At 74.4% G+C, this 22,896-nt stretch carries 17 protein-coding genes and 1 pseudogene; 8 read left to right on the top strand and 10 right to left on the bottom strand.

Annotated elements, in window-relative coordinates:
* The first annotated feature begins 63 nt into the window (after positions 1-63).
* The 3 genes from GC089_RS06695 (at position 64) to GC089_RS06685 (ending at position 4,044) form a co-directional block, all read left to right on the top strand.
* A complete protein-coding gene (locus GC089_RS06695; protein WP_370514082.1) occupies positions 64-1,764 on the top strand; it encodes a BCCT family transporter in 1,701 nt (566 codons plus the stop codon).
* Between the two features lie 162 nt (positions 1,765-1,926).
* Positions 1,927-3,321: a chromate efflux transporter gene (gene chrA / locus GC089_RS06690; RefSeq protein ID WP_155376971.1), complete on the top strand. Its 1,395-nt coding sequence runs from the start codon at positions 1,927-1,929 to the stop codon at positions 3,319-3,321.
* Between the two features lie 84 nt (positions 3,322-3,405).
* Entirely contained in the window at positions 3,406-4,044 is a 639-nt protein-coding gene (locus GC089_RS06685; protein WP_155376970.1) for a hypothetical protein, read from the top strand.
* A 12-nt stretch (positions 4,045-4,056) separates the two neighbouring features.
* Here GC089_RS06685 and GC089_RS06680 read toward each other — a convergent pair whose 3' ends face one another.
* Positions 4,057-4,542: a GNAT family N-acetyltransferase gene (locus tag GC089_RS06680; RefSeq protein ID WP_196250847.1), complete on the bottom strand. Its 486-nt coding sequence runs from the start codon at positions 4,540-4,542 to the stop codon at positions 4,057-4,059.
* 149 nt (positions 4,543-4,691) lie between these two features.
* Here GC089_RS06680 and GC089_RS06675 point away from each other — a divergent pair, with 149 nt between their 5' ends.
* Positions 4,692-5,471: a GNAT family N-acetyltransferase gene (locus GC089_RS06675; protein WP_155376968.1), complete on the top strand. Its 780-nt coding sequence runs from the start codon at positions 4,692-4,694 to the stop codon at positions 5,469-5,471.
* Between the two features lie 36 nt (positions 5,472-5,507).
* Here the strand turns inward: GC089_RS06675 and GC089_RS06670 are convergent, their stop codons facing one another.
* A complete protein-coding gene (locus GC089_RS06670; protein WP_155376967.1) occupies positions 5,508-5,918 on the bottom strand; it encodes a hypothetical protein in 411 nt (136 codons plus the stop codon).
* Between the two features lie 221 nt (positions 5,919-6,139).
* On the opposite strand from GC089_RS06670, the pseudogene GC089_RS19970 reads away from it, so the two are divergent.
* Positions 6,140-6,391, top strand: a pseudogene (locus GC089_RS19970) (FAD-dependent monooxygenase); the annotation flags it as partial.
* Between the two features lie 134 nt (positions 6,392-6,525).
* On the top strand, positions 6,526-7,341 hold the full coding sequence (locus GC089_RS19965) for an FAD-dependent monooxygenase (RefSeq protein WP_370514104.1): 816 nt from the start codon (positions 6,526-6,528) through the stop codon (positions 7,339-7,341).
* A gap of 21 nt (positions 7,342-7,362) precedes the next feature.
* Here the strand turns inward: GC089_RS19965 and GC089_RS06660 are convergent, their stop codons facing one another.
* The 5 genes from GC089_RS06660 to GC089_RS06640 form a co-directional block, all read right to left on the bottom strand.
* Complete coding sequence (locus GC089_RS06660) at positions 7,363-9,234, bottom strand: BCCT family transporter (protein WP_230685116.1); 1,872 nt, start codon at positions 9,232-9,234, stop codon at positions 7,363-7,365.
* A 303-nt stretch (positions 9,235-9,537) separates the two neighbouring features.
* A complete protein-coding gene (locus GC089_RS06655; RefSeq protein ID WP_155376966.1) occupies positions 9,538-10,614 on the bottom strand; it encodes a glycosyltransferase family 2 protein in 1,077 nt (358 codons plus the stop codon).
* On the bottom strand, positions 10,611-11,240 hold the full coding sequence (locus tag GC089_RS06650) for a hypothetical protein (protein WP_155376965.1): 630 nt from the start codon (positions 11,238-11,240) through the stop codon (positions 10,611-10,613). Before GC089_RS06650 ends, GC089_RS06655 begins: the two co-directional genes overlap by 4 nt.
* A gap of 48 nt (positions 11,241-11,288) precedes the next feature.
* Positions 11,289-13,730 (bottom strand): glycoside hydrolase family 3 C-terminal domain-containing protein, encoded by a 2,442-nt coding sequence (locus GC089_RS06645; RefSeq protein WP_155376964.1) that lies wholly within the window; start codon positions 13,728-13,730, stop codon positions 11,289-11,291.
* Between the two features lie 112 nt (positions 13,731-13,842).
* The gene (locus GC089_RS06640; RefSeq protein ID WP_230685115.1) at positions 13,843-16,797 is read right to left on the bottom strand and encodes a glycoside hydrolase family 3 C-terminal domain-containing protein; all 2,955 of its coding nucleotides are present in this window, start codon (positions 16,795-16,797) and stop codon (positions 13,843-13,845) included.
* Positions 16,798-17,111: 314 nt separating this feature from the next.
* Here GC089_RS06640 and glf point away from each other — a divergent pair, with 314 nt between their 5' ends.
* The gene (gene glf / locus GC089_RS06635) at positions 17,112-18,275 is read left to right on the top strand and encodes a UDP-galactopyranose mutase (protein WP_155376963.1); all 1,164 of its coding nucleotides are present in this window, start codon (positions 17,112-17,114) and stop codon (positions 18,273-18,275) included.
* Positions 18,276-18,289: 14 nt separating this feature from the next.
* On the opposite strand, the gene GC089_RS06630 is transcribed toward glf, so the two are convergent.
* Both GC089_RS06630 and GC089_RS06625 read right to left on the bottom strand, forming a co-directional pair.
* On the bottom strand, positions 18,290-19,624 hold the full coding sequence (locus tag GC089_RS06630) for an ATP-binding protein (RefSeq protein ID WP_155376962.1): 1,335 nt from the start codon (positions 19,622-19,624) through the stop codon (positions 18,290-18,292).
* Positions 19,621-20,337, bottom strand: a complete 717-nt coding sequence (locus tag GC089_RS06625; protein WP_155376961.1) for a LytTR family DNA-binding domain-containing protein — start codon at positions 20,335-20,337, stop codon at positions 19,621-19,623. The genes GC089_RS06630 and GC089_RS06625 overlap by 4 nt, the downstream gene beginning before the upstream one ends.
* Before the next feature lie 228 nt (positions 20,338-20,565).
* Here GC089_RS06625 and GC089_RS06620 point away from each other — a divergent pair, with 228 nt between their 5' ends.
* Positions 20,566-20,949 carry an MmcQ/YjbR family DNA-binding protein gene (locus GC089_RS06620; protein WP_155376960.1) on the top strand — a complete coding sequence of 128 codons (384 nt, stop codon included), beginning with the start codon at positions 20,566-20,568 and terminating at the stop codon, positions 20,947-20,949.
* Between the two features lie 106 nt (positions 20,950-21,055).
* Here the strand turns inward: GC089_RS06620 and poxB are convergent, their stop codons facing one another.
* Positions 21,056-22,783 (bottom strand): ubiquinone-dependent pyruvate dehydrogenase, encoded by a 1,728-nt coding sequence (poxB, locus tag GC089_RS06615; RefSeq protein WP_230685114.1) that lies wholly within the window; start codon positions 22,781-22,783, stop codon positions 21,056-21,058.
* Positions 22,784-22,896 lie beyond the last annotated feature (113 nt).

Below are 22,896 nucleotides of genomic sequence, written 5' to 3'. Positions count from 1 at the left end.
TGCGTGCACGGGCCCGCCCTGTGACCCTGGGGGCGCACGACCACGAGAGGGAAGGCTGAGCACGTGACCAGCGGCACCGACAGCAGCGGCACCGACGACCTCGCCCCCGGCACCGGGGGCGCCACCGGCAGGTACGGGACGGGGCGGGGCGGGATGCACCCGGCGGTCTACTGGCCGGCCCTCGTGGTGATCGTCCTGGTGGCCGGGCTGGCGATCGCCTTCCCCGACCGGGCCGGCACCGCGATCGACGCGCTCCAGGACAACGTCGTGGGCGCGTTCGGCTGGTACTACGTGCTGCTGGTCGCGGCGTTCGTGGTCTTCGCCCTGTGGGTCGGCCTGGGCCGCTGGGGCGACATCGTGCTCGGCGACGACGACGCGCAGCCCGAGTTCGGGATCGGTGCGTGGTTCTCGATGCTGTTCGCCGCCGGCATGGGCATCGGTCTCGTCTTCTGGGGTGTCGCCGAGCCGCTCTCGCACTTCGCCTCGCCGAAGCCGGGGGTGGTCGGGGCACCGGAGCGCCTCGCGGAGCAGGCCATGGCGCAGACGTACCTGCACTGGGGTGTCCACGCGTGGGCGATCTACGTGGTCGTCGGGCTCGCGCTCGCGTACGCGATCCACCGCCGTGGCCGGCCCGTCTCGATCCGCTGGGCGCTCGAGCCGCTGTTCGGCGAGCGGGTGCGCGGCCGCCTCGGTGACGTGATCGACGTGACCGCCGTCGTCGGCACGGTGTTCGGCGTGGCGACGTCGCTGGGTCTCGGCGTGCTGCAGATCACCGCGGGCCTCGACCACATCGGGGTGCTCACGCCGTCCACGGGCGTGCAGGTCGTGCTCATCCTCGTCATCACCGCCGCGGCGACGGTGTCGGTCGTCTCGGGGCTCGACCGGGGGCTCAAGTGGCTCTCGAACGCGAACGTCACGATGGCGGGCGTCCTGCTCCTCGCGATCCTGGTCCTCGGCCCGACGCTGTTCCTGCTGCGGGAGTTCGTGCAGTCGCTCGGCGTCTACCTGGCGAACGTGCTGCCGCTCACGTTCAACGTGAGCGCCTACGCGGGCGAGGCGGGCGAGGCGTGGCAGGCCGCGTGGACCACCTTCTACTGGGGGTGGTGGATCTCCTGGGCGCCCTTCGTCGGCGTCTTCATCGCACGCATCTCCCGCGGGCGGACGGTCCGCGAGTTCGTGGGCGGCGTGCTGCTCGTCCCGACGCTCGTGACCTTCCTCTGGTTCTCGGTGCTGGGCGGCAGCGCGGTGTACCGCGAGCTGTTCGGGCAGGGCGGCATGGTGGGCGCCGACGGCACGGTCGTCCCCGAGAACGCCCTCTTCGACCTGCTGGGCGACCTGCCGTGGGGCTCGGCGCTGTCGGTGCTCGCGATCGTGCTGGTGGCCCTCTTCTTCGTCACGTCCGCCGACTCGGGGTCGCTGGTGGTCGCGATGCTCGCGTCGGGCGGCGACCCGCAGCCCCGCGTCGCGATCCGCGTGACGTGGGCGGTGCTGTCCGGGGTCCTCGCCGTGGCCCTGCTCCTCGCCGGCGGTCTGGTGGCCCTGCAGACCGCGGCCATCCTCATCGCCCTGCCGTTCAGCGTCGTGATGATCGGGATGGGCGTGGCGACGTCGCGTGCGCTGCACCGCGAGCACACGGAGCTGCTGCGGGCGGAACGGCGGCTGCGGCGCGCGCAGCTCGTCGAGCACGTGACCGAGCAGGTCACCGCGCGGGTGCAGGGGCGTGAGCGCGAGCGGCCGGGCCGCCGCGGGGGCGCGCGCGGCTGACGACCCCAGGACGCGACGGGGACGAGCGCGCCCGGGACGAGACGGGGCTTCCCCCGCTGCCGCCACCGTGGTTGCCTCACGGACGTGACGGGCGGCGGCGGGCCGCAGGACGGCGGGTCGCGCCCAGGCGGCCGAGAAGAGGCCCGGAGGGCGCACGACGCCATGAGCGCGGACGAGACCACGACGTCGGACCGCCCCGCACCCGGCCGGGACCTCGTCCCGTTCGGCACCGCCGTGCGCACGTGGTTCGCGATCTCCCTGCAGACCTTCGGCGGCCCGGCCGGGCAGATCGCCGTCATGCAGCGCACCCTCGTCGACGAGAAGCGCTGGATCGGGCAGCAGCGGTTCCTGCACGCGCTCAACTACTGCATGCTCCTGCCCGGTCCCGAGGCGCAGCAGCTCGCGGTCTACACGGGCTGGCTGCTGAACGGGTTCCGGGGCGGCCTGGTGGCGGGCAGCCTGTTCGTGCTGCCGGGCGTCGTGGCCCTGCTCGGCCTCGCCGCGGTGTACGTGGCGTTCGGCGACACGACCGCGGTCGCGGCGCTGTTCGCGGGCCTGGCGCCGGCCGTGCTGGCGATCGTCGTGCAGGCGGTCGTGCGCGTGGGCCGGCGCGCCCTGGCCGGGCCGGCGCTGGTGGCGCTCGCGGTGGCCGCGTTCGTCGCGCTCACGGTCCTCGGCCTGCCGTTCCCGCTCGTCGTCGTCGCCGCGGGCGTGCTCGGCTGGCTCCTGCACCGCGTCGCGCCCCGCCTGCTCACCACGGCCGGCGCGGACGGCGCGCAGCCCGCCGGTCCCCCGCCGCTCATCCCCGACGACGCGCTGCACAGCGCGCGGCCCTCGGGCCGGCGCACGGCCCTGCTGCTCGTGCTGGGCGTCGCCGTGTGGCTGGCTCCCGTCGCGGCGGCGGCGATCACGACCGGGGGCGACGGCGTCCTCACGCAGCAGGGCCTGTTCTTCTCGGGGACCGCCGTCGTCACGTTCGGCGGCGCCTACGCGGTGCTCGCCTACGTCGCCCAGCGGGCCGTGGAGACCTACGGCTGGCTCGCGCCCGGGGAGATGGTCCGGGGGCTCGCCCTGGCCGAGACGACGCCGGGACCGCTCATCATGGTGGTGCAGTTCGTCGCCTTCCTCGGCGCGTACCGCGACCCGGGCGGCCTCGACCCGTGGGTGGCGGCCCTGCTCGGTGCGCTGCTGACCACGTGGGTGACGTTCGTGCCGAGCTTCCTGCTCATCCTGCTCGGGGCTCCCTACGTCGAGCGGCTGCGCGGGAACAGGCCGCTCGCGGCCGCGCTCACGGGGATCACCGCCGCGGTCGTCGGCGTGATCGCCAACCTCGCGGTGTACTTCGCCCTGCACACCCTGTTCGCGTCCACCACGACCGTGCAGGCGGGACCCGTGCACCTCGAGCTCCCGGACCTCGCGTCCGTCCGTCCCGTCCCCGTCGTGATCGCCCTGGTCGCGGGCGTGCTCGTCCTCCGCCTGCGCTGGTCCGTCCTGCGCACCCTCGGCGCGTGCGCGCTGCTCGGGGGCGTCGCCGGCGTGCTGGGCCTGGTCGACTGAGGGCGCACGAGCGGCAGCGGGGCCGGCGCGACGCCGCGTGGTCCCGGGCTGCGGCCACGGCGCGCGCGCACCACGATGACCGGCATGAGGCTCTACGCGCAGGACGGGCGCCGTCGCACCCGTCAGGTCCTCGGCGACGTCGCGGTGCTCGTCTGGGTGGCGGGGTGGCTGTGGGTGGCCCGGTGGCTGCACGACCTCGTCGCGCGGCTCGGCGCGCCCGGGCGCACGCTCGAGGACGCGGGCACGTCGCTGCGCGACAGCCTCGGCTCCGCCGGGGAGTCCGTCTCGCGCATCCCGCTCGTCGGGGACGAGGTCCGGTCGCCCTTCGACGCCGCGGGGGGCGCGGCCGGCTCCGTCGCCGCCGCCGGCGTGCAGGTGCAGGACGCCACCGCACGCCTGGCGCTCGCGGTGGCCGTCGCCGTCGCGCTCGGCCCGGTGCTCGTCGTGCTCGTCGCGTGGCTGCGCGCGCGGTGGGCGTTCGCGCGCAGGGCCGGTGCCGCCGCGCGCCTCGTCGACTCCGCCGCCGATCTCGACCTCTTCGCGCTGCGGGCGCTGGCCACCCAGCCCGTCACGCGCCTCGCCCGCGTCGGTGACGACCCCGCCGGCGCGTGGCGACGGGGCGACCCGGCGGTCGTGCACGCCCTCGCGGCGCTCGAGCTGCGCGCGCTCGGGGTCCGCCCGCCGGCCGCACCCGACGGGCGGCGCGTCGCCGCCGACGGCTGACGGGGCGAGGGGTCACGGGGACGTCGGTGCCGCCGCGTCGGACGGGCGGCGCATGTGGAACCGCGTCAGCTCCACCGCTCCCCTGCGGACCGTCTCCTCGTGGACGACGTGGAACCCGGCGCGCTCGAAGACCGGTCGGGCCACCAGGCTGGCGTGCGTCGTGAGCTCGGGCAGGCCCAGGGCGTCGGCCGTCACCAGGACGTGCTCCAGCAGCGCGCGGCCGACGCCCCGCCGACCGTGGTCGGGCGAGACGAAGAGCCGGTCGACGTAGCCGGCGTCGTCGAGGTCGGTGAACCCCGCCACGGTGCCGGCGTCGTCGGCGACGAACGTGCGCACGCGCAGCCGTGCCGCGTTCCACGGCGCGAGGTCGCGCGGCCCGCCGAGCCACGCCTCCACCTGCTCCGCGGAGTACCGGCTGCGTGCGGTCCGCCGGATGGCGTCCTCGAACACGGCCAGCGTCGGTGCGGCGTCGGCCGCCGTGTAGTCGCGGATCAGCACGACCCCGTCCTCCCCTCGTCCCGGACGTCCTCGCGACGTCGCGGACGCCATCGTGGCCCGGGACGCGCCGCGCGCCCAACCCGTACCGGTGCGGGCTGCGCCCGGAAAAGTCCTTCGCCGGCGGCGCGACCGCGTGCTTCGGTCCTCCCGTGGAGAACGCACCCGGCGGCCCGGACGCCGCCGACCCGTCGCCGGCCGCCCGTCGCGCCCGCACCGCCCACGCCGACGCCTGGGAGCAGCAGGCGCTCGTGCGCCGCGCGGCCGGCGGCGCGACGGCGCACCTGCCCGGCATCCGTGTCATGACGAGCGGCCTCGACGACGCCCGCTGGAACCACGGCGACGTCACCGACCCGGGGCTCGTCGACGTCACGGCGGTGAGCGCGTGGTTCGCGTCCCGCGGCGTGCGCTGGGGCGTCCGGGTCCCGGCCGGCACCCCGTGGACGCACGGGCGGCTCCTCCTGCGGACCCGCCTCATGACCCTCGACGCGCCCGACCTGCGGCCCGTCGCCCCTGTCCCCGGGCTCCGTGTGCGGGCGGCGGGCCCGCAGGACCTGCCCACGGTGCTCGACGTCGACGCGGCCGCCTTCGGCGGCGCCGTCGCGCAGGAGTGGATCCGCCCGCACCTGGTCTCGTCCGAGATCACGACGGCGCTCGCCGAGCTCGACGGCGTGCCCGTCGCCACGGCGTACGTCGTGCGCTCCGACGGGCTCGCCGGACCGGCGGCGTACCTGGCGGGCGTGGGCGTGCGACCCGAGGCGAGGCGCCGCGGCGTCGCGGCCGCCGTGTCGGCGTGGCTGCTGCGGGACGCGTTCGGTCGCGGCTGCCGGTTCGCGCACCTGCACCCGGACGACGACGCCGCCGCCCGCGTCTACGCCCGGCTCGGGTTCACCGAGGTCGACGGGCTGGACGTGTACGTCGACGTGGCGTGAGGGAGGCGGACCGGTCGAGGTGCGGTCCGGCCCCGCTCACGTGAGCGCGGCGTGCGCGAGCCAGCGTGCGACCCCCACGAAGGTGTCGTCGTCGACGGGCTCACCGGACCGCGCGCCGGCGACACGCTCCAGGAGCACGCCGTCGAGCGCGGCCACCAGCCAGTCCGCGCGCTGCTGCGGCTGCGGTGCCCCCAGGTCGGCCAGGACCGCGGCGACCGCGCGCCGCACCGCGGCGCCGCCCTCGTGCAGCGCACGCGCCAGCTCGGGGCGGCGCAGCGCCTCGAGGAACAGGGCGTACCGCCCGAGCTGACGCGTGCGCTCGGTCGTGGCCCAGCGGTGCAGCACCTGCGCGAGGACGGCGGCGAGGGACTCCTCGTCGCCGGCCCGCAGCAGGGGGCCGTCGCCGCGACGTCGGCCTCGTCCTGCCGCACGAGGTCGTCGAGGCACGCGTCGAGCAGCGCCGCGCGGGTGCGGTGGTAGTACGACGTCGACCCGGGCGGCAGGCCCGCGGCCTGGTCGACCGCGCGGTGCGTGAGCCCGCGTGCTCCCTGCGTCGCCAGGACCTCGAGCGCGTGCCGGGCGATGAGGCGGCGACGGTCGGGCTCCACGTGACGACTCTACCGCCGTAGAGTTGTGGATCCTTCCTCTACGTCCGTAGAGTCACCGCCATGACCTCCTCCGCGCCCGTCACCCGAGCACGCTCCGCCGCCGTCGTCGGGGCGGGGATCGGCGGGCTGGCCGCCGCCGTCGCCCTGCGACGCTCCGGCTGGTCGGTGCTGGTCCACGAGCGCGCGGCGAGCCTGGAGGCGCTCGGCGCCGGGCTGGTGCTGGCCCCCAACGCCGTGCACGCGCTCGACGCCCTCGGGCTCGGGGACGCGGTCCGCGAGCGCGGCGTCGCGCTCACGGCCTCCGCGCTGCTGCGTCCCGACGGTGCGCCGCTCGCGCGGCTCGACGCCCGGCGGGTGGCCGCCCGCCACGGCGCACCGGTGCTCGGCGTCGGGCGCGCCGCGCTGCACGCCCTCCTCGCGCAGGCGCTCGGCCCCGACGCCGTCCGGTGCGGCTGGCCGGTGCGGGACGTCGGGTCGCTGCTCCCGCAGCACGACCTGGTCGTGGCGGCCGACGGGATGCGGTCGGCGGCGCGCGCGGCGGTCGCACCGGCCGCGGTCACGCCCGCGTACGCCGGCTACACGGCCTGGCGCGCGGTGGTGCGCACGCCGGCGGCCGTGACCGAGGCGTCGGAGACGTGGGGCCGCCGCGAGCGCTTCGGCGTCGTCCCCGTCGGCGACGGCCTGGTCTACGTGTTCGCCACGGCGACCGTCCCGAGGGCGGGCGCGCACCCGACGGCGCCACCGAGCTGGCCGAGCTGCGGCGGCGCTTCGGGCACTGGCACGCGCCGATCCCGGCCCTGCTCGACGCGGTCGACCCGGAGACCGTGCTCCGGCACGACGTGCACGCGCTGTCGGCGGTCCCCGCCGCGCTGCACCGCGGCACCACCGTGCTGGTGGGTGACGCCGCGCACGCGCTCGAGCCGAACCTCGGCCAGGGTGCCGGCCTCGCGCTGGAGGACGCGGTCGTGCTGGCGCACGTGCTCGCCGGCGGGGCACCGGTCGAGCCCGCACTCGCCCGGTACACCGCGTCCCGGCGGCCGCGGGCCGCGCGGCTCCACGCCACCTCGGGGCGGCTGGGCCGCCTGACGCAGCACACCGGACCCGTCGCGGCCCGCGTCCGGGACGCCGCCGTGCGCCTCACCCCCGCGGCCCTCGCGCTGCGCGGGACCGACGCGACCATGGGCTGGCGACCGCCGACGTCGTCCCGTGCGCGGGCCGCGGGGGCGCCGGCGTCGGCCGCCGCCCCCGGGTCGGCACGCTGACGGCACCGGCCCGGGCGTCGGTCACCCGCGCCCGCGCTCCGGGTGCGCCGGCGTCAGGACCGCGGGCCGCGCCGACGAGCGCGCGGCGGCGTCGGCCTGCTGGCCGTCCGCGCCGCCCGCGTGCGGCGGCCGCGGCGCGCCGTCCTCGCCGTCCGGCCGGTACCACTCCGTCAGCGCGGGGTCCTGCGTGTCGAGCCACGCACCGGCACCCTCGTTCGGCTCGGTCGGCACGACCCCGAGGACGAAGTCGTCGCCGTGCTCCTCGATGCCGGCCCGCACACCCTGGTCGAGGGCCTCGCGGGCGTACCGGCGACGCAGCGTGAGGGGGTCGCGCGCCAGGTCCTTCGCCCACGCGACCATGACGAGGACCACCACGACCGCGAACGGCAGGGCCGAGACGATCATCAGGCTCTGCAGTCCGGAGAGCGCCACCTGGCCGCCGCCCACCAGCAGCACCGCGGCGATCGTCGCGAGCGCGATCCCCCACACCACGGTGGTCGCACGCCGGGGCTCGGGGTTGCCCTGCTCCGACAGGCTCGCCATGACGATCGAGGCCGAGTCGGCGCTGGTGACGAAGAAGATGACGACGGAGACCACGGCGAGCACGGACGTCACGGCACCGAGCGGCAGCTCGTGCAGCAGGGCGAAGAGCATGTCCTGGCCGGACGCGGCCGCGCTCATCGACGCACCGGTCTGCTCCAGCCACATGGTGGTCCCGCCGAGGACCGTGAACCAGACCAGGCACACCGCGCTGGGGACGACGATGACGGCGGTGACGAACTCGCGCAGCGTGCGGCCGCGGCTGATCTTGGCGACGAACATGCCGACGAACGGCGTCCAGGACACCCACCACGCCCAGTAGTACGTGGTCCAGGCGCTCATGAACTCCTGCGCGCCGGGCGCGGTCGCGGCGGACTGCGCCATCAGCGCCGGGAGCTCCCCGAGGAACGTCATGAGGACGCCCGGCACGAGGTTGAGCAGGAGGACCGTCGGGCCGACGACGAGGACGAACAGGCCCAGGAGACCGGCGAGGGCCATGTTGACGTTCGACAGCGCGCGGATGCCCCGCTTGAGGCCGGAGACGGCCGAGAAGATGAACGCGACGGCCAGCACGGCGATGATCCCGACGACGACGGCGTTGCCGAGGGGGCCGACGCCGGCGACGATCTCGGCGCCGCGCCCGATCTGCAGCGCCCCGATGCCGAGCGACACCGCGGTGCCGAAGAGCGTGACGACGATGGCGAAGACGTCGACGACCTTGCCGAGCACGCCGTGGCTGCGCCGGCCGAAGATCGGCTCGAGCAGCGCGGACATCAGCGGGGTCCGGCCCTTGCGGTAGGCGGCGTACGCGACCGCCCCGCCCACGAGCGCGTAGTACGCCCAGGCGACCGGCCCCCAGTGGAACAGCGTCTGCGCGAGCGCGACGTGCATCGCCCGGTCGCTGCCCGCCTCGGTGCGCGCGAACGCCGGCGGCAGCTCGTGGAAGAAGCTCATGGGCTCCAGCGGCCCGTAGAACAGCAGGCCGATGCCCATGCCGGCGGAGAACAGCATGGCGATCCAGGACAGCGTGGAGAACTCCGGCTTTTCCTCGTCCTGGCCCAGGCGCACCGCGCGGTGGCGGCCGAAGCCGAGCCACATCATGAACAGGAAGACGGCGACCGTGAGGACGCCGAAGAACCAGCCGAAGTCCGTCGTGACGAACGCGAAGCCCGAGGCGGCGACCTGCGCCAGCCCCGCGGGCGAGGCCACGCCCCAGGCGATGACGCCCGCGACCACCGCGATCGCCGCGGCGAACACGACCCGGTCGACGCCGAACGACCGGTGGGTCTGCTCGACGCCGATCCCCGGCAGCAGTGCGGGGTGCGGACCGCCGACCGTCTCCGGGGACGTCACCTCCCGCAGGATCCGGGCGGCGCGAGCGCGCTGCGTACCGGAGGCGTCGGCCCCGCGCCGCTCGTGGTCGGTGCGCGTCGGGTCGGTGCGCGCTGGGTCGGTGCGCGTCGGGTCCGTGCGCGCTGGGTCGGTGCGCGTCGGGTCGGTCCGGACCCCCTCGGTCCGGACCGTGGTTCGGGTCGGATCGGTCGGATGGTCGCTCGGCACAGGCCATGCCCTTCGTCGGCAGTCAAGAAACGGTCAAGCACTGTACAGGACCGTTTCCGTGCCACCGTCGCCGCGGTGCTCCCGCCACCGCCGGGCTCAGCTGAAGCCGACGACTCGCTGCGCCACCCGGTACGCGAGCAGCGAGGCACGCTGCCCCGCCCTTCCGGGCAGGTTGCTGAGCGCCCCCACGGCCGACCAGCGCACCCGCCGGTACAGCCAGGCGTCCTCGGCGCGCAGCTCGTCCCAGAGGTGGTCGCGGGCGGCGAGGTCGGCCGGTGTGCCGGAACGCAGCAGCAGGATCGACGACACCGCGCAGACGATCTCGACGTGGTGCAGCAGGTAGTCGCGCAGCCGCCCGTCGGGGACCTCGAGCCCGCGCAGGTGCCGCAGCATCGCCCAGTTGACCCGCAGCTGCTGGTCGAGACGACGCAGCATGACCGCCTCGTGCACCGACTGGTCGTCGCGGCCGATGAAGTACCGGTAGAGGTCGACGTCCAGGTAGTACAGCGTCCGCACGTGCTGCAGCGGCAGGAAGGCGTACAGGTTGTCGACGTAGAACGTGTGCTCCGGCAGCCGCAGGCCGCAGTCCCGCAGCAGCCGGGTGCGGTAGACGAGGGCGTGCATGAGCAGGTACCGCCCCTTGCGGAAGCGACGCGTGCCGTCCCAGGTGGTCACCCGCCGGCGCGGCAGGGCGGCGCCGAACCGGACGACGTGCGGCCGGCGGCCGACCTTCTCGTACACGAAGTTGCTCACGACGAGGTCCACGTCGTCGCCGCGCGACACGAATCCGCGCAGCGTCGCGACCAGCTCGGCGAGCGCGTCCTCGTCGACCCAGTCGTCGCTGTCGACGACCTTGAGGTAGGTCCCGCGGGCGTGCTCGAGGCCGACGTTGATCGCCGACCCGTGACCGCCGTTGGCCTTGCGGACGACGCGCACGGACGGGTGCCGGTCGGCGTAGCGCTGCGCGAGCGCCGCCGTCCCGTCCTGCGAGCCGTCGTCGACGACGACGACCTCGACCTCCGGGCCCGCCGCGCCCACCGTGTCCAGGCAGCGGTCGAGGTACGCCTCGGAGTTGTAGGCGGGGACCACGACCGTCAGGACCGGGGTCGCCACGGCGACGCCGTCGACGGTGCGCGGGGAGGCCGACGTCGCCGGTGCGGTGGTCGTGCTCATGCCGTCCTCGAGTCCTCCGTCGCCACGGCACCAGCCGGCTCGGGCTCGCGCTTGAAGATGACCTTGAAGATCGGGAAGAACACCCAGAACGAGATCGCGCTGTTGATGATCATCGTCAGCACGTCCGCGGCCGTCTCGCCGGTGCGCCCCATCCCCCACGTGTCGATCAGCAGCTCGTACAGCGGCGCCTTGTACAGGCCCTGGGCAGCGGCAGCCCCGAGCGTGATCACGACGTAGGCGATCGCGTACCAGGCCGCCGCACGCGCGACCGAGCTGTTGGACTTGAAGGTGATGCTGCGCTGGGCGAAGAAGTTGATGACCTGCGCGATGAGCAGGGTGATCTGCACCGCCAGGAAGTATGCCAAGCCACCCCCGCCCTCGGGGAGGCTTCCGGCCGCGTAGTCGAACACGTGGTACGCGGTGCCGTCCGGGTTGGTGCCGACCTGCCACACCTGGAAGTCGGTGCCGACGAGGGACGTGCCGTCGAAGGCGGCCCGGAAGAGGGGCATGAGCGCGAGCTGCAGCACGGTGATGCCGTTGCTCAGCACGAGGAAGACGAGGAACTGCGCGGTGCCGGGACGGCGTTCGACGAACGACGCCCACAGACCGCGGAGACGGGTGACCACGGGCAGGGACCTCTCAGGGGACGGGACGGGCGGGCGGGCCGGCGCCGGTCAGTGACCGGTCGCGAGGTCCCGGCGGGTGCGGCGGTCGGCGAGCGCGGTGCGCACGAGGGCGCGGACCGTGCGCCCGAGGCCGACGAGCGTGCGTCCGTTGACGGCGGTGAGGATCGCCTCGACGGCGGCGTCGCTGACGACGCCGTTCGTCATCTTCGCGATCGCGCGGAACGGCATGTGGTAGACGAAGAGGGCGTTCAGGTCGGGCTTCCCCCGCCGGTCCGCGCGGCGCCGGACCGCGACGAGCACGCGGTGGACGAACCGCGCGAGCGGCGACCGGGCACCGTCCATCTGGCCGAGGGTGTCGTTGACCCCGAGCGGCCCGCGGGTCGCCGGGACGGGCACCGGCCGGCCGAGGAGGGCGGCGAACTCGGCGTCCGGGACGCGCTGCACGCGTGCGGCGCGGTAGCTCGGCAGCGCGTCGGCGGCGCCCGCGCGGGCGGGCGCGGTCCCGGTCACCCGGGCGACGCCCTCGAGGCGCACGTCGGTGACGCTCGCCCCGACCAGCACGTCGTACTCCGCCGTCTCCACCTGCCAGGAGCCGCTCGCGGTGTCGAAGTGCCGCAGGGCGGTCGGGTCGAGCGCCACCGTGACGGTGCGGCGCTCCCCCGGCGCGAGCTCGACGCGCGCGAAACCGGCCAGCACCCGCTCGGGGCGCAGCACGCCGTCGCCCCGGCGGCGGACGTACACCTGCGCGACCTCGGCACCTGCGCGGGCACCGGTGTTCGTCAGGGTGAACCGCACCTCCCGGTCCCCGACGACGAGGTCGTCGTACGCGAAGGTCGTGTACGTCAGCCCGAAGCCGAACGGGAACGCGACCGCGACCCCCGCGGTCGTGTAGTAGCGGTAGCCGACGAACGGCCCCTCGCGGTACTCGACCGTGCGCCCCTGGGCGGGGAACGTGTCCGCGGTGGGGGTGTCCGCCAGGCGCACGGGGTACGTCTCCGCGAGCCGGCCCGCGGGCGCGACGCGGCCGGTGAGCACGTCGAGCACGCCCGCGGCGCCGGCCTGGCCGCCGAGGTAGGCGTGCAGCAGGGCGGTGCACTCGTCCAGCCACGGGACCTCGACGACGCCGCCGGCGGAGAGCACGACGACGACCCGGTCGTGCACGGCCGCGACCGCCCGCAGCAGCGCGACCTGGTCGTCCGCGAGCCGCAGGTGGGTGCGGTCGACACCCTCCGACTCGGCGATCTCGGCCAGCCCGAGGTGCACGAGCACCACGTCCGCCCCGGCCGCCGCCTCCACGGCCTCGCGCACGAGGGCGGGGGCGGGGGTGCCGTCGCGGCGGAAGCCGGGCGCGTAGGAGGTCAGGACGAGACCGCTGCCCGCGACCGCGCCGAGCACCGAGTCCAGCCGCGTCGGGTTCACCTGCGACGACCCGGCGCCCTGGTAGCGCGGCGTGGCGGCGAAGTCGCCGACGACCGCGACGCGCGTGCCGGGCGCGAGGGGCAGCAGGTCGCCGTCGTTCTTCAGCAGCACGGCGCTGCGGGCCGCGGCCTCGCGCGCCAGCGCGTGGTGCGCGTCGGCGTCCACGGGGCCCGGCAGCGGCCGCTCGCGCAGGGCCAGCGCGAGGACCTCGCGCACCCGGGCGTCGAGGTCCGCCACGTCGAGCTCGCCGTCCTCGACGGCCCGGACGAGGCGCCGCGCGACGTGCAGCCCGGGGGCCGGCATCTCGAGCGAGCCGCCGGCGCGCACGGCGGCCACGGAGTCGTTGGCGCCGCCCCAGTCGCTGACGACGGCGCCGTCGAAGCCCCACTCCTCGCGCAGGACCTCGGTGAGCAGGTGGTGGTTCTCGTGCGCGTACGTGCCGTTGACGAGGTTGTACGCGGACATGATCGCGCCCGGCGCGGACTCGCGGACGACGATCTCGAACGCGGTGAGGTAGACCTCCCGCAGCGTGCGCTCGTCCACCACGGAGTCGCTGGCCATGCGGCGCAGCTCCTGGCTGTTGGCGGCGAAGTGCTTGGGGCACGCGACGACGCCCTGGTCCTGGATGCCGCGCACGTACGCGGCCGCGAGGCGGCCGGACAGCAGCGGGTCCTCGGAGAAGTACTCGAAGGCACGCCCGCACAGCGGGCTGCGCTTGATGTTCAGGCCCGGGCCGAGCAGGACGTCGACGCCCTGCGCCGCGGCCTCGGCGCCCAGGGCACGGCCGATCCGCTCGGCGAGGACGGGGTCCCAGCTGTTCGCGACCGTGGCCGCCGTGGGGAAGCACGTCGCCGGCTCGGAGGCGTGCAGGCCGAGGTGGTCGGACGAGCCGACCTGCTTGCGCACGCCGTGCGGCCCGTCCGCGAGGAAGGCGGACGGGACGCCGAGCCGCGGCACGTCGCGCGTCTGCCAGACGTTCTTGCCCGCCAGCAGGGCGGCCTTCTCCAGCAGCGTGAGCCGCGCGAGCACGGCGTCCACGTCGGCGCTCGTGCGGAGGGACTGGTCGGTCATGGTGCGTCGGATCCGTTCCGTGCGCGGCGGTGCGAGGAGGGGGCGCCGCCCCGGCCCACGCCCCGCTCTCGGGCGGGGCGTGGCCGGGGTCGGCGGAGGGTCGGACGGGGCGTCAGACCCGGGAGGCGTCGACCGTCTCGACGGTCGGCGCGGCGGCCTGCGCCGCCCGGTGCCGCCGCACGCGGCGGACCACGCGGTAGGCGCCGAACCCGATGAGCAGGGCGAGCAGCGCGGTCGCGCCGATCTGCACGTAGCGCCACGTCGGCGGCGTGTAGTGCATCTCGGCCCCGCTGGCGACCCCGTTCATCGCGTTGGAGTTCGCGACGGGGAACAGGATGTTGTGCGTCGCCTCGCGGATGTGGGCCACGCCCGCGGCGCTCGTCGTGTCGGCGAGCTGCTTCATCGGCTGGAACGTGAGCATGAGGTCCGAGCCGGCCGCGATCCCCTGGTCCGGGTACATGTACTCGTACAGGTTGAAGTCCGTGATCGCGATGCCGCGGAAGCCCCACTCGTCACGCAGGACCGTGCCCATGAGGGCCTTCGACCCGCCGGCCCAGGTGTGACCGATGCGGTTGAACGAGCTCATGACCGCCATGGCGCCGATCTCGCGCGTGGCGACCGTGCCCTCGTCGTCCGCGACGTAGCGCATCTCGGCCGAGGTGTTCTTCAGCGGCAGCTCGAACGCCTTGAGGTAGATCTCGCGCATCGTCTGCTCGTCCGCCCAGGTGGCGACGCCGTGGTTGACGCGGTTCGTCTCCTGGTCGTTCAGGGCGTAGTGCTTGACGTAGGAGTACACGCCCTTCGACGCGGCCCCCGACATCACCTCGGTCGCGAGGTGACCGGACAGCACCGGGTCCTCCGAGTAGTACTCGAAGTTGCGGCCCGCGAACGGCGAGCGGTGCAGGTTGACCGCGGGCGCGTACCAGCCGTTGGCGTCGAGGGTCAGCGCCTCGTTGCCGATGGAGACGCCCATCTCGCGGGCGAGCTCGGTGCTCCACGTCTGCCCGAGCAGGTACTCGGACGGGTAGGCGACACCGGAGATCGCGTCGTTGATGAACGAGCTGAACCCGGCGGGGCCGTCGTAGTCACCGGTCGCCTGCTTCGCGATCGAGTTGATCGCGCCCGTGTTGTACGCGCCGTTCAGGATGACGTTGGTCATCTCGTCGACCGTCAGCTGGTCGAGCAGCTCGTCCCAGAGCGGGTCGTCGTAGTCCAGGCCGCGCACGTCGATGAGGCCCAGGCCGTTGTCGGCGCCCGTCGTCGGCATCTCGGCGTCCGCCTCGGCGTTGACCGCCTTGGCGTCGTACGGCTCGAACGCGGCGACCGTCTCGTCCGAGGCGACGAGGTCGGCCTCGGTCGGTGCCGTCGGGAACGTCCCGGCGAAGTCGGCGCGCGACATCAGGTGCGGCCGGCCCTCCTCGGGCGTGGCCGTGAAGGCGGACGACACGTCGTCGAACTGGTTGGTGACCTCGGTCGCGTCGGACGCGCGGTGGTCCTCGCCCGAGTAGGTGACGGTCTCGGCGACGGTGTAGGTGACCGGCTCCGTGCCGGCCTTCACCGTGTGCGAGTCGCTCTGCACCGTCAGGCGGTAGTCGCCGGCCTCGAGGACGTACGCCTGCGCACCCTCGTGGTCGTAGGACGCCATGTCCTCGACCGCGAGCTCGAGCGTGAGCGTCTGCGACGCGCCCGGTGCGAGCAGGTCGGTCTTGGCGAAGTCACCGAGGACGACCGAGGACTTCTCGATGCCGCCCGGCGTGTAGGGCGCGGAGTAGTACAGCTGGACGACGTCCTTGCCCGCGACGTCCCCGGTGTTCGTGACCTCGACGTCCACCGCGACGGTCCCGTCGACCTCTCCGGCCCGCGTGCCCGTCACGGCCCAGTCGAACGAGGTGTAGCTCAGGCCGTAGCCGAACGGGTAGACGACCGCCTGGTCGTAGTCGAGGACGCCCTCGGCGGCCGCCGTCTCGTAGTACCGGTAGCCGACGTAGATGCCCTCCTCGTACTGCACGAAGTAGGCACCGCCGTCCACGCCGCGCCCCGGGTCCGTGCCCAGGCCGTCGATGTTGGAGTACCGGTACGACCCGACGTTCACGAACGTCGGGTCGGCCGTGAAGTCGCGCGAGAACACGTCCACCGTGCGGCCGGACGGGTTGGTCTCGCCGGTCAGCACGCGGCCGAGGGCGTTGAGGCCGGTCGCGCCCGGCGAGCCGACCTGGAGGACCGCGTCCACGCCCGGGTCGTCCTGCACGAGGCCGAGCTCCATGCTCGTCGACGCGTTGACCACCACGACGACCGTGTCGAAGCTCTCCGTCGCGAGGGCGAGCAGGTCGCGCTCGTCCTTGTTGAGCTCGAGCTGGTGCTGGCCGGGCTCGTAGTTCTCCTCCGAGCCCTCCATGTCGGTGGCCAGGTCGCCGCCCTCGCCGCCACCGCGGCCGATGACCACGACCGCCGCGTCCGCGTACTCCGCGAACGACGCGCGTGCCTCGTCGGAGTAGTCCGCGACCGGCATCTCGCCGACCTCGTAGCTCGACTCGCCGGGCTTGTCCATGACGATGTTCGCGCGCGGCGCGTCCTCGGCGAACGTCGCCAGCTCGTCGTACACCGTGCCGTTGACCTCGACGCCGGCGTTCTCCAGGCCCGCCCGGAAGTCGACCGCCGACGAGGTGTCGACCGAGCCGGAGCCGGCCCCGCCGTACACCGGGTCCGCGGCACCGCGGCCCAGCAGCGTCACGCGCGGGGCGTCCCCGAGCGGCAGCGCCTGCCCGTCGTTCTTCAGCAGGACGATGCCCTCGTCCGCGATGCGCTCGACGAGGTCGGTGGCCGCGGCCTCCGCCTCCTCGGCCGTCGCGTGGTCGGCCGTCGAGTACTCGGTGTCCCACCCCTGCGTGGACTCGTCGTTCACGAGGTCGAACGTGCCCGTGCCGAGCTGCGAGGACACCCAGTTGCTGAACACGCCGAGGGCGATGTTCGCGCCCACCACCAGCACCACGGCGACGGACAGGACGGGGACCCAGATCGACAGGTACTTCTTGTTCGACATCGGCGTCTTTGCCGCCTTGCTGCTCACGGTTCTCCTTCGACGATGAGGTCCGGCTCGCGCACGACGGGCGCGCACGGGCCGCCCGACCGGTCGACCTCGACCGGACGGGGCGTGCTCGCCGGCGAGTCAACCTGCTGCCCGTGGGCCGCCCGGGCGCGGACGCACAACCTGTCGCCCAGGACGCACAACCTGTCGTCCACGCGGCGTCCACCGGGCGTTCGCGGACCGGGTCCGCCCCGCCGCGGGGCGCTGCCTACACTCGGCGTGCTCGACGCGGCCCGGACCGGGACCCCGTCCGCCGGGCGCCGGCGCGCCCACCGTCCCACCCCTCGGAGGCACCCATGGACCTGCTGGTCGTCGGTGCGGGCCTGTTCGGCCTCACCGTCGCCGAGCGCGCCGCGCAGGCCGGCCTGCGGGTCGTGGTGATCGACCGGCGTGACCACCTGGGCGGCAACGCGTGGTCCTCGGTCGACGAGCGCACGGGGATCGAGGTGCACCGCTACGGGTCGCACATCTTCCACACCTCGCACGCCGGGGTGTGGGAGTACGTGCAGCGCTTCACGCGGTTCACCGACTACCGGCACCGTGTGTACACGCGGCACCGCGGCACGGTGTACCCGCTGCCGATCAACCTCGGCACGATCAACCAGTTCTTCGGCACGGCCCTCGGCCCCGAGGCCGCGCGGGCCCTCGTCGCGGAGCAGGCGTCCGAGGTCGAGCCGGGCGGCGGGACAAACCTGGAGGAGAGGGCGGTCTCGCTCATCGGCCGCCCGCTGTACGAGGCGTTCGTCCGCGGGTACACCCTCAAGCAGTGGCAGACCGACCCGCGGGAGCTGCCGGCGTCCGTCATCACCCGCCTGCCGGTGCGCTACACGTACGAGAACCGCTACTTCTCGGACACGTGGGAGGGCCTGCCCGTCGACGGGTACGGCGCGTGGTTCGCGCGCATGGCGGACCACCCGCGCATCGAGGTGCGGCTCGGCACGGACGTGTTCGACACGACGCAGCCGCTGCACCGCGACGCGGTGCGCGGCCAGGTGCCCGTCGTCTACACGGGCCCCGTCGACCGCTGGTTCGACCACGCCGAGGGACGTCTGACGTGGCGCACGCTCGATTTGAGCACGCGCGTCGAGCCGGTGCGGGACTTCCAGGGCACGAGCGTCATGAACTACGCCGACGCCGACGTGCCGTGGACCCGTGAGCACGAGTTCCGCCACTTCCACCCCGAGCGGGAGGACCGGCACGCGCAGGACGCGACGGTCGTCATGCGCGAGACGTCGCGGCTCGCGGTCGAGGGCGACGACCCGTACTACCCGGTCAGCACGGCCGCGGACCGCGAGGTGCTGCGCGCGTACCGGACGCTGGCGAAGGACGAGCCGGACGTGCACTTCGGCGGCCGGCTCGGCAGCTACCTGTACCTCGACATGCACATGGCGATCCAGTCGGCGCTGCAGCTGTGGGCGAGCGGCCGCGTGACCGGCGACCGGGCCCTGACGAACCGCTGAGCCGCGGGCCGCCGTCACGCGGCGGACGCGTCGGTGGCGGGCCGGGGCAGCAGCACGCGCAGCGTGAACCAGCCGTCGGCGGCGCGCACGGTCATCGACCCGTCGTACTTCTCCGCGGTGTGCCGGATGCTCTTGAGGCCGTAGCCGTGCCGGGTGCGGTCCGCCTTGGACGTCGCCACCCGGTCGTCCTCGACGCGCCGCTCCCCCGCGAACCGGTTCTCCACGACGAGGAGCACCAGGTCGCTCTGCGCGAACAGGGCCATGCGGATCAGCCGCTCGTCCGCCGGCTCCACGACGCAGGCCGCCTCCACCGCGTTGTCGAGGGCGTTGCCGATCACCGTCGCCACGTCCATCGCCGACATGAACGACAGCAGGGCCCCGTCGGCGACGCACGTGAGCTCGACCCCGCGCTCCGCGCACTCGCGGCTCTTGGTGGTGAGCAGCACGTCCAGCACCGGGTTGCCCGTGCGCACGTACGCGGTGTGGTCGCGGATGCTCGCCTCGAGGTCGTCGAGGTGGGCGTGCGCGCGGGCGGGGTCCGCCTCGGCACGGATCACCTGGATCTGGTGCTTGAGGTCGTGGTACGTCCGGTTGACCGCGTCCATGGAGCGCTTGGAGGCCAGGTACTGCTCGTGCTGGCTGCGCAGCACCGCGTCGATCGCGCCGAGCTCGGCGCGCGCGTGCGCCTCGAGCCGCTGCCCCTGCTGCGCGTGCAGCGCGACGAAGCCGCACAGGTCCACGAGCGTGCGGATGTAGAACACCTCCTGCCCGAGGCGTCCGCTGAAGGGCGTGCTCGTCGACAGGAACGAGACGTTGCTCATCGCGAACGTGACCAGCGCGATCGCACCGGCCTGGAGCAGGTCGCGCGTCCCCACGCCGACGACGGAGTCGCGGGTGACGTTGCGCCGCTCGACGGCCCACGCGCCCGTGTAGGCCGCGGCGTGCACGAGCACCGCGAAGCCGACCTGCGCCGGGGTGTCGGGGACGGGGTCCGCGCGGAAGAAGAAGACGTGCAGCTGCCAGTGGAACGACGCGACCAGCTCGGCGAGGACGAGCGCCCGCGCCGTGAGGTACCCCGAGGCGCGCAGCGGGAGCCGGGCGGCGTGGTGCACGAACGCGAGCATCACCACGACGGCCGCGGCCATGCCGACCGGCCACAGGCGCAGCGGCAGGAGACCCGCGGCGACCTGGACGCCCACCTGCAGGACGAGCGCGACACCGGCGGTGACGGCGAGCCGCGCCGACGGCCGGCGGCGCGCGACGACGAGCAGGTACACGACGCACGCGCTCCACTCGGCGAGACCGGTCAGCGCACGGGGGATGTCCGGCAGCGTCTCCGCCGGGTTCACGCGTGCCGCCCGCCGACGTGGTCGGTCAGCGCCGCGAGGAACGCCTTCTTGCGGGGCCGGCTGACCACGAGCTCGTGCCCGCCGTGCAGCACGCAGGTGCTCTGCCGCACCGCCCGCACGTGCCGCATGTTCACCAGGTAGCAGTTGTTGCTGCGGAAGAAGCCCTTGTCGGCCAGCTCGGCCTCCATGTTCTTCAGCGCCCCGACCAGCTGGTACCGCCCGTCGACGGTGTGCACGACGAGGTGGTGGCGGATGCTCTCGACGTACAGCACGTCGGCGAGGTCGAGCCGCACGAGGTCGCCGTTCACGGTGAAGGACAGGCGGTCCACGGACGCCCGCGCGCGCACCCGCTCCACCGACCGGCGCATCTGCTGCGAGAACGCGTAGTACGGCACCGGCTTGAGGAGGTAGCTCAGCGCCTCGACCTCGTACCCGCGGATCGCGTACTGCGCCATGTTCGTGATGAACACGATGACGACGTCCTGGTCGACGGCGCGGACGCGTTCGGCGGCGCTGAACCCGTCGAGGTCGGGCATCTCGACGTCCAGCAGGAGGATGTCCTGGTCGGACCGGTAGCGCTCGACCAGGTCGGCGCCGTCGCCGTACGTGGTGGTGCGGAACGCGACGTCGTGCTCCTGCTCGTACCGGTCGAGGTAGGACCGCAGCAGGGCCACGCTCGCGGCGTCGTCCTCCGCGATGCCGACCCTGATCATCTCCCGCACTTCCCCACGGACGGCGGGCGCCTGCCTACGTCGCGCCCGCGTGGACCGGCGACAGGCTAACCCGGCCGGCCGGGACCACGGCTGTCGCCCCCGTCACGTCAAGGCGGAGGGCCGGGCCCGGCGCGCACCGGCTGGCAGCGCCCGCGGGGCGTGACCAGACTTGCGGGGTGCGCGCTCCCGCCTCCCTGCCCGCCGCCCACGCGCGGTCCGAGGCCCGACGTGCACGGTGACGCGGTCCGGCAGACGGCGGTGCGGACGGCCGCCGACCTGCCGGGCGCCACCCACGAGCACCCCTTCGGCCCCGAGTGGGACGTCTTCAAGGTCGCCGGCAAGGTCTTCCTGCTGCTCACCGACGTCCCCGGCGAACCCGTCGCCGTGCTCAAGTGCGACCCGGAGGACGCCCTGGCGCTGCGCGAGCAGCACGCGGGCATCACGCCCGGCTACCACATGAACAAGCGCCACTGGATCACCGTGCACGGTCGGGACGACGTCACCGCCGACCTGGTGCAGGAGCTCGTGCGCGAGTCCTACCTGCTCGTGCGCGCCGGGCTCCCCCGCGACCGACGGCCGGTCGTGCCCGACGACCTCGGCCGGAGCGGCTGACGCCACGGCGAGGTCGACGGCCGGCTCGGCACCGGCTCGGCACCGGCGCGGCCACCGCGACACGCCTCGAGACCGACGAACGGGCGGCGCGCGAGGCGGCCACCCGCTAGAAGAGCTGCCGGTAGTTGGCGCTCGCCAGGTCGAGCAGCTCGTCCCCGCGGCCGGAGAGCACGGTGCGGATCGCGTAGAGGGTGAACCCCTTGACCTGCTCCGCCGTGACCTTCGGCGGGATCGACAGCTCGTCGCGCTCCGTGACGACGTCGATGAGCGCGGGGCCGTCGTGCGCGAACGCCTCCGCGAGGGCGCCGCGCAGGTCCGCCGACCGCTCCACCCGCACGCCCCGCACGCCCATCGCCTCCGCGACGGCGGCGAAGCTCGGGTTCTGCAGGCCGGTGCCGTAGTTGACGAAGCCCGCGGCCTTCATCTCCAGCTCGATGAAGTTCAGCGACGCGTTGTTGAACACGACGACCTTCACGGGCAGCCGGTGCTGCGCGAGCGTCATGAGCTCCCCCAGCAGCATCGCGAGCCCGCCGTCGCCGGCGAGGGCGACGACCTGCCGGCCGGGGAACGCGCTCTGCGCGCCGATCGCGTGCGAGAGGGCGTTCGCCATCGTGCCGTGGGTGAACGAGCCGATGAGCCGGCGGCCGCCGCCGGTGTGCAGGTACCGGGCGGCGTAGATGACCGGCGAGCCCACGTCGGGGATGAGGACGGCGTCCTCGGACGCGAGCTCGTCGACGAGCCGCGCGACGTACTGCGGGTGGATCGGCCGGTTGCCGCGGGACTCGGTGGCCAGGTCGTCCAGGCGGGCGCGCGTCCTCGCGTAGTGGTCCACGGCGTCGTCGAGGTGCCCGCGGTCGCGGCCCCCGTCGATCAGGGGCAGCAGCGCCCGGGCCGTCTCCCCCACGTCGCCCACCAGGCCCAGCGCGAGCGGCGTGCGCCTGCCGAGCTGCTCCCCGCGGATGTCGACCTGCACGACGCGCGCGTCCTGCGGGAAGAACTGCTGGTAGGGGAAGTCGGTCCCCAGCATCAGCAGCGTGTCCGCGCCGTCCATCGCCCGGTAGCCGGAGGCGAACCCCAGCAGGCCCGTCATGCCGACGTCGAACGGGTTGTCGTACTCGATGCGGTCCTTGCCGCGCATCGTGTGGACGATCGGGGCGGCCAGCTTGTCCGCGAGCGCGACGACGTCGTCGTGCGCGTCCCCGACGCCCGCTCCCGCGAGGATCGTGGTGCGGCGTCCGGCGTTGAGCAGGTCGGCCGCCGCGGCCAGCTCGTCGGCGGCGGGCACGACCCGCGGCCGGGCCTGCGGGACCACGACCACGCGCTCGCTCGCGGCGCGCTGCAGGGCGACGTCGCCGGGCAGGACGAGGACGGAGACGCCGCGCTGCTCGATCGCGCTGCGCATCGCGATCTCGAGCATCCGGGGCATCTGCGCCGGGTCGGACACGAGCTCCCGGTAGACGCTGCACTCGCGGAACAGCTCCTGCGGGTGGGTCTCCTGGAAGTAGCCGCTGCCGATCTCGGTGCTGGGGATGTGCGCGGCGATCGCCAGCACGGGCACCCGGCTGCGGGCGGCGTCGTACAGGCCGTTGATCAGGTGCAGGTTGCCCGGGCCGCCGCTGCCCACGCAGACGGCGAGCCGGCCGGTCAGCTCGGCCTCGGCGGCGGCCGCGAGCGCCGCCGCCTCCTCGTGCCGCGTGAGGACCCACTCGATGGAGCCGTCCCGCCGGATCGCGTCGGTGAAGCCGTTGAGGGAGTCGCCGGGGATGCCGTAGACGCGTTCGACGCCGTTGGCTCGCAGGGTGGCGACGATGGTCTGGGCGATCGTGGCAGCCACGGGTTCTCCTTCGCCGAGGGGGGTGTCCCACCTTCCTAGCACCGCCCGTGCGGCCCTGCCGTCCCGCTCGACCGGCCCGCCGCGCCGGCCGCGGCTACCGTGGGCGCGACCGC

Source organism: Cellulomonas sp. JZ18 (assembly GCF_009720485.1).
GTDB lineage: Bacteria > Actinomycetota > Actinomycetes > Actinomycetales > Cellulomonadaceae > Cellulomonas.
Note: the sequence above shows the minus strand (reverse complement) of the source record. Positions and strands in the feature narration are given on the sequence as shown.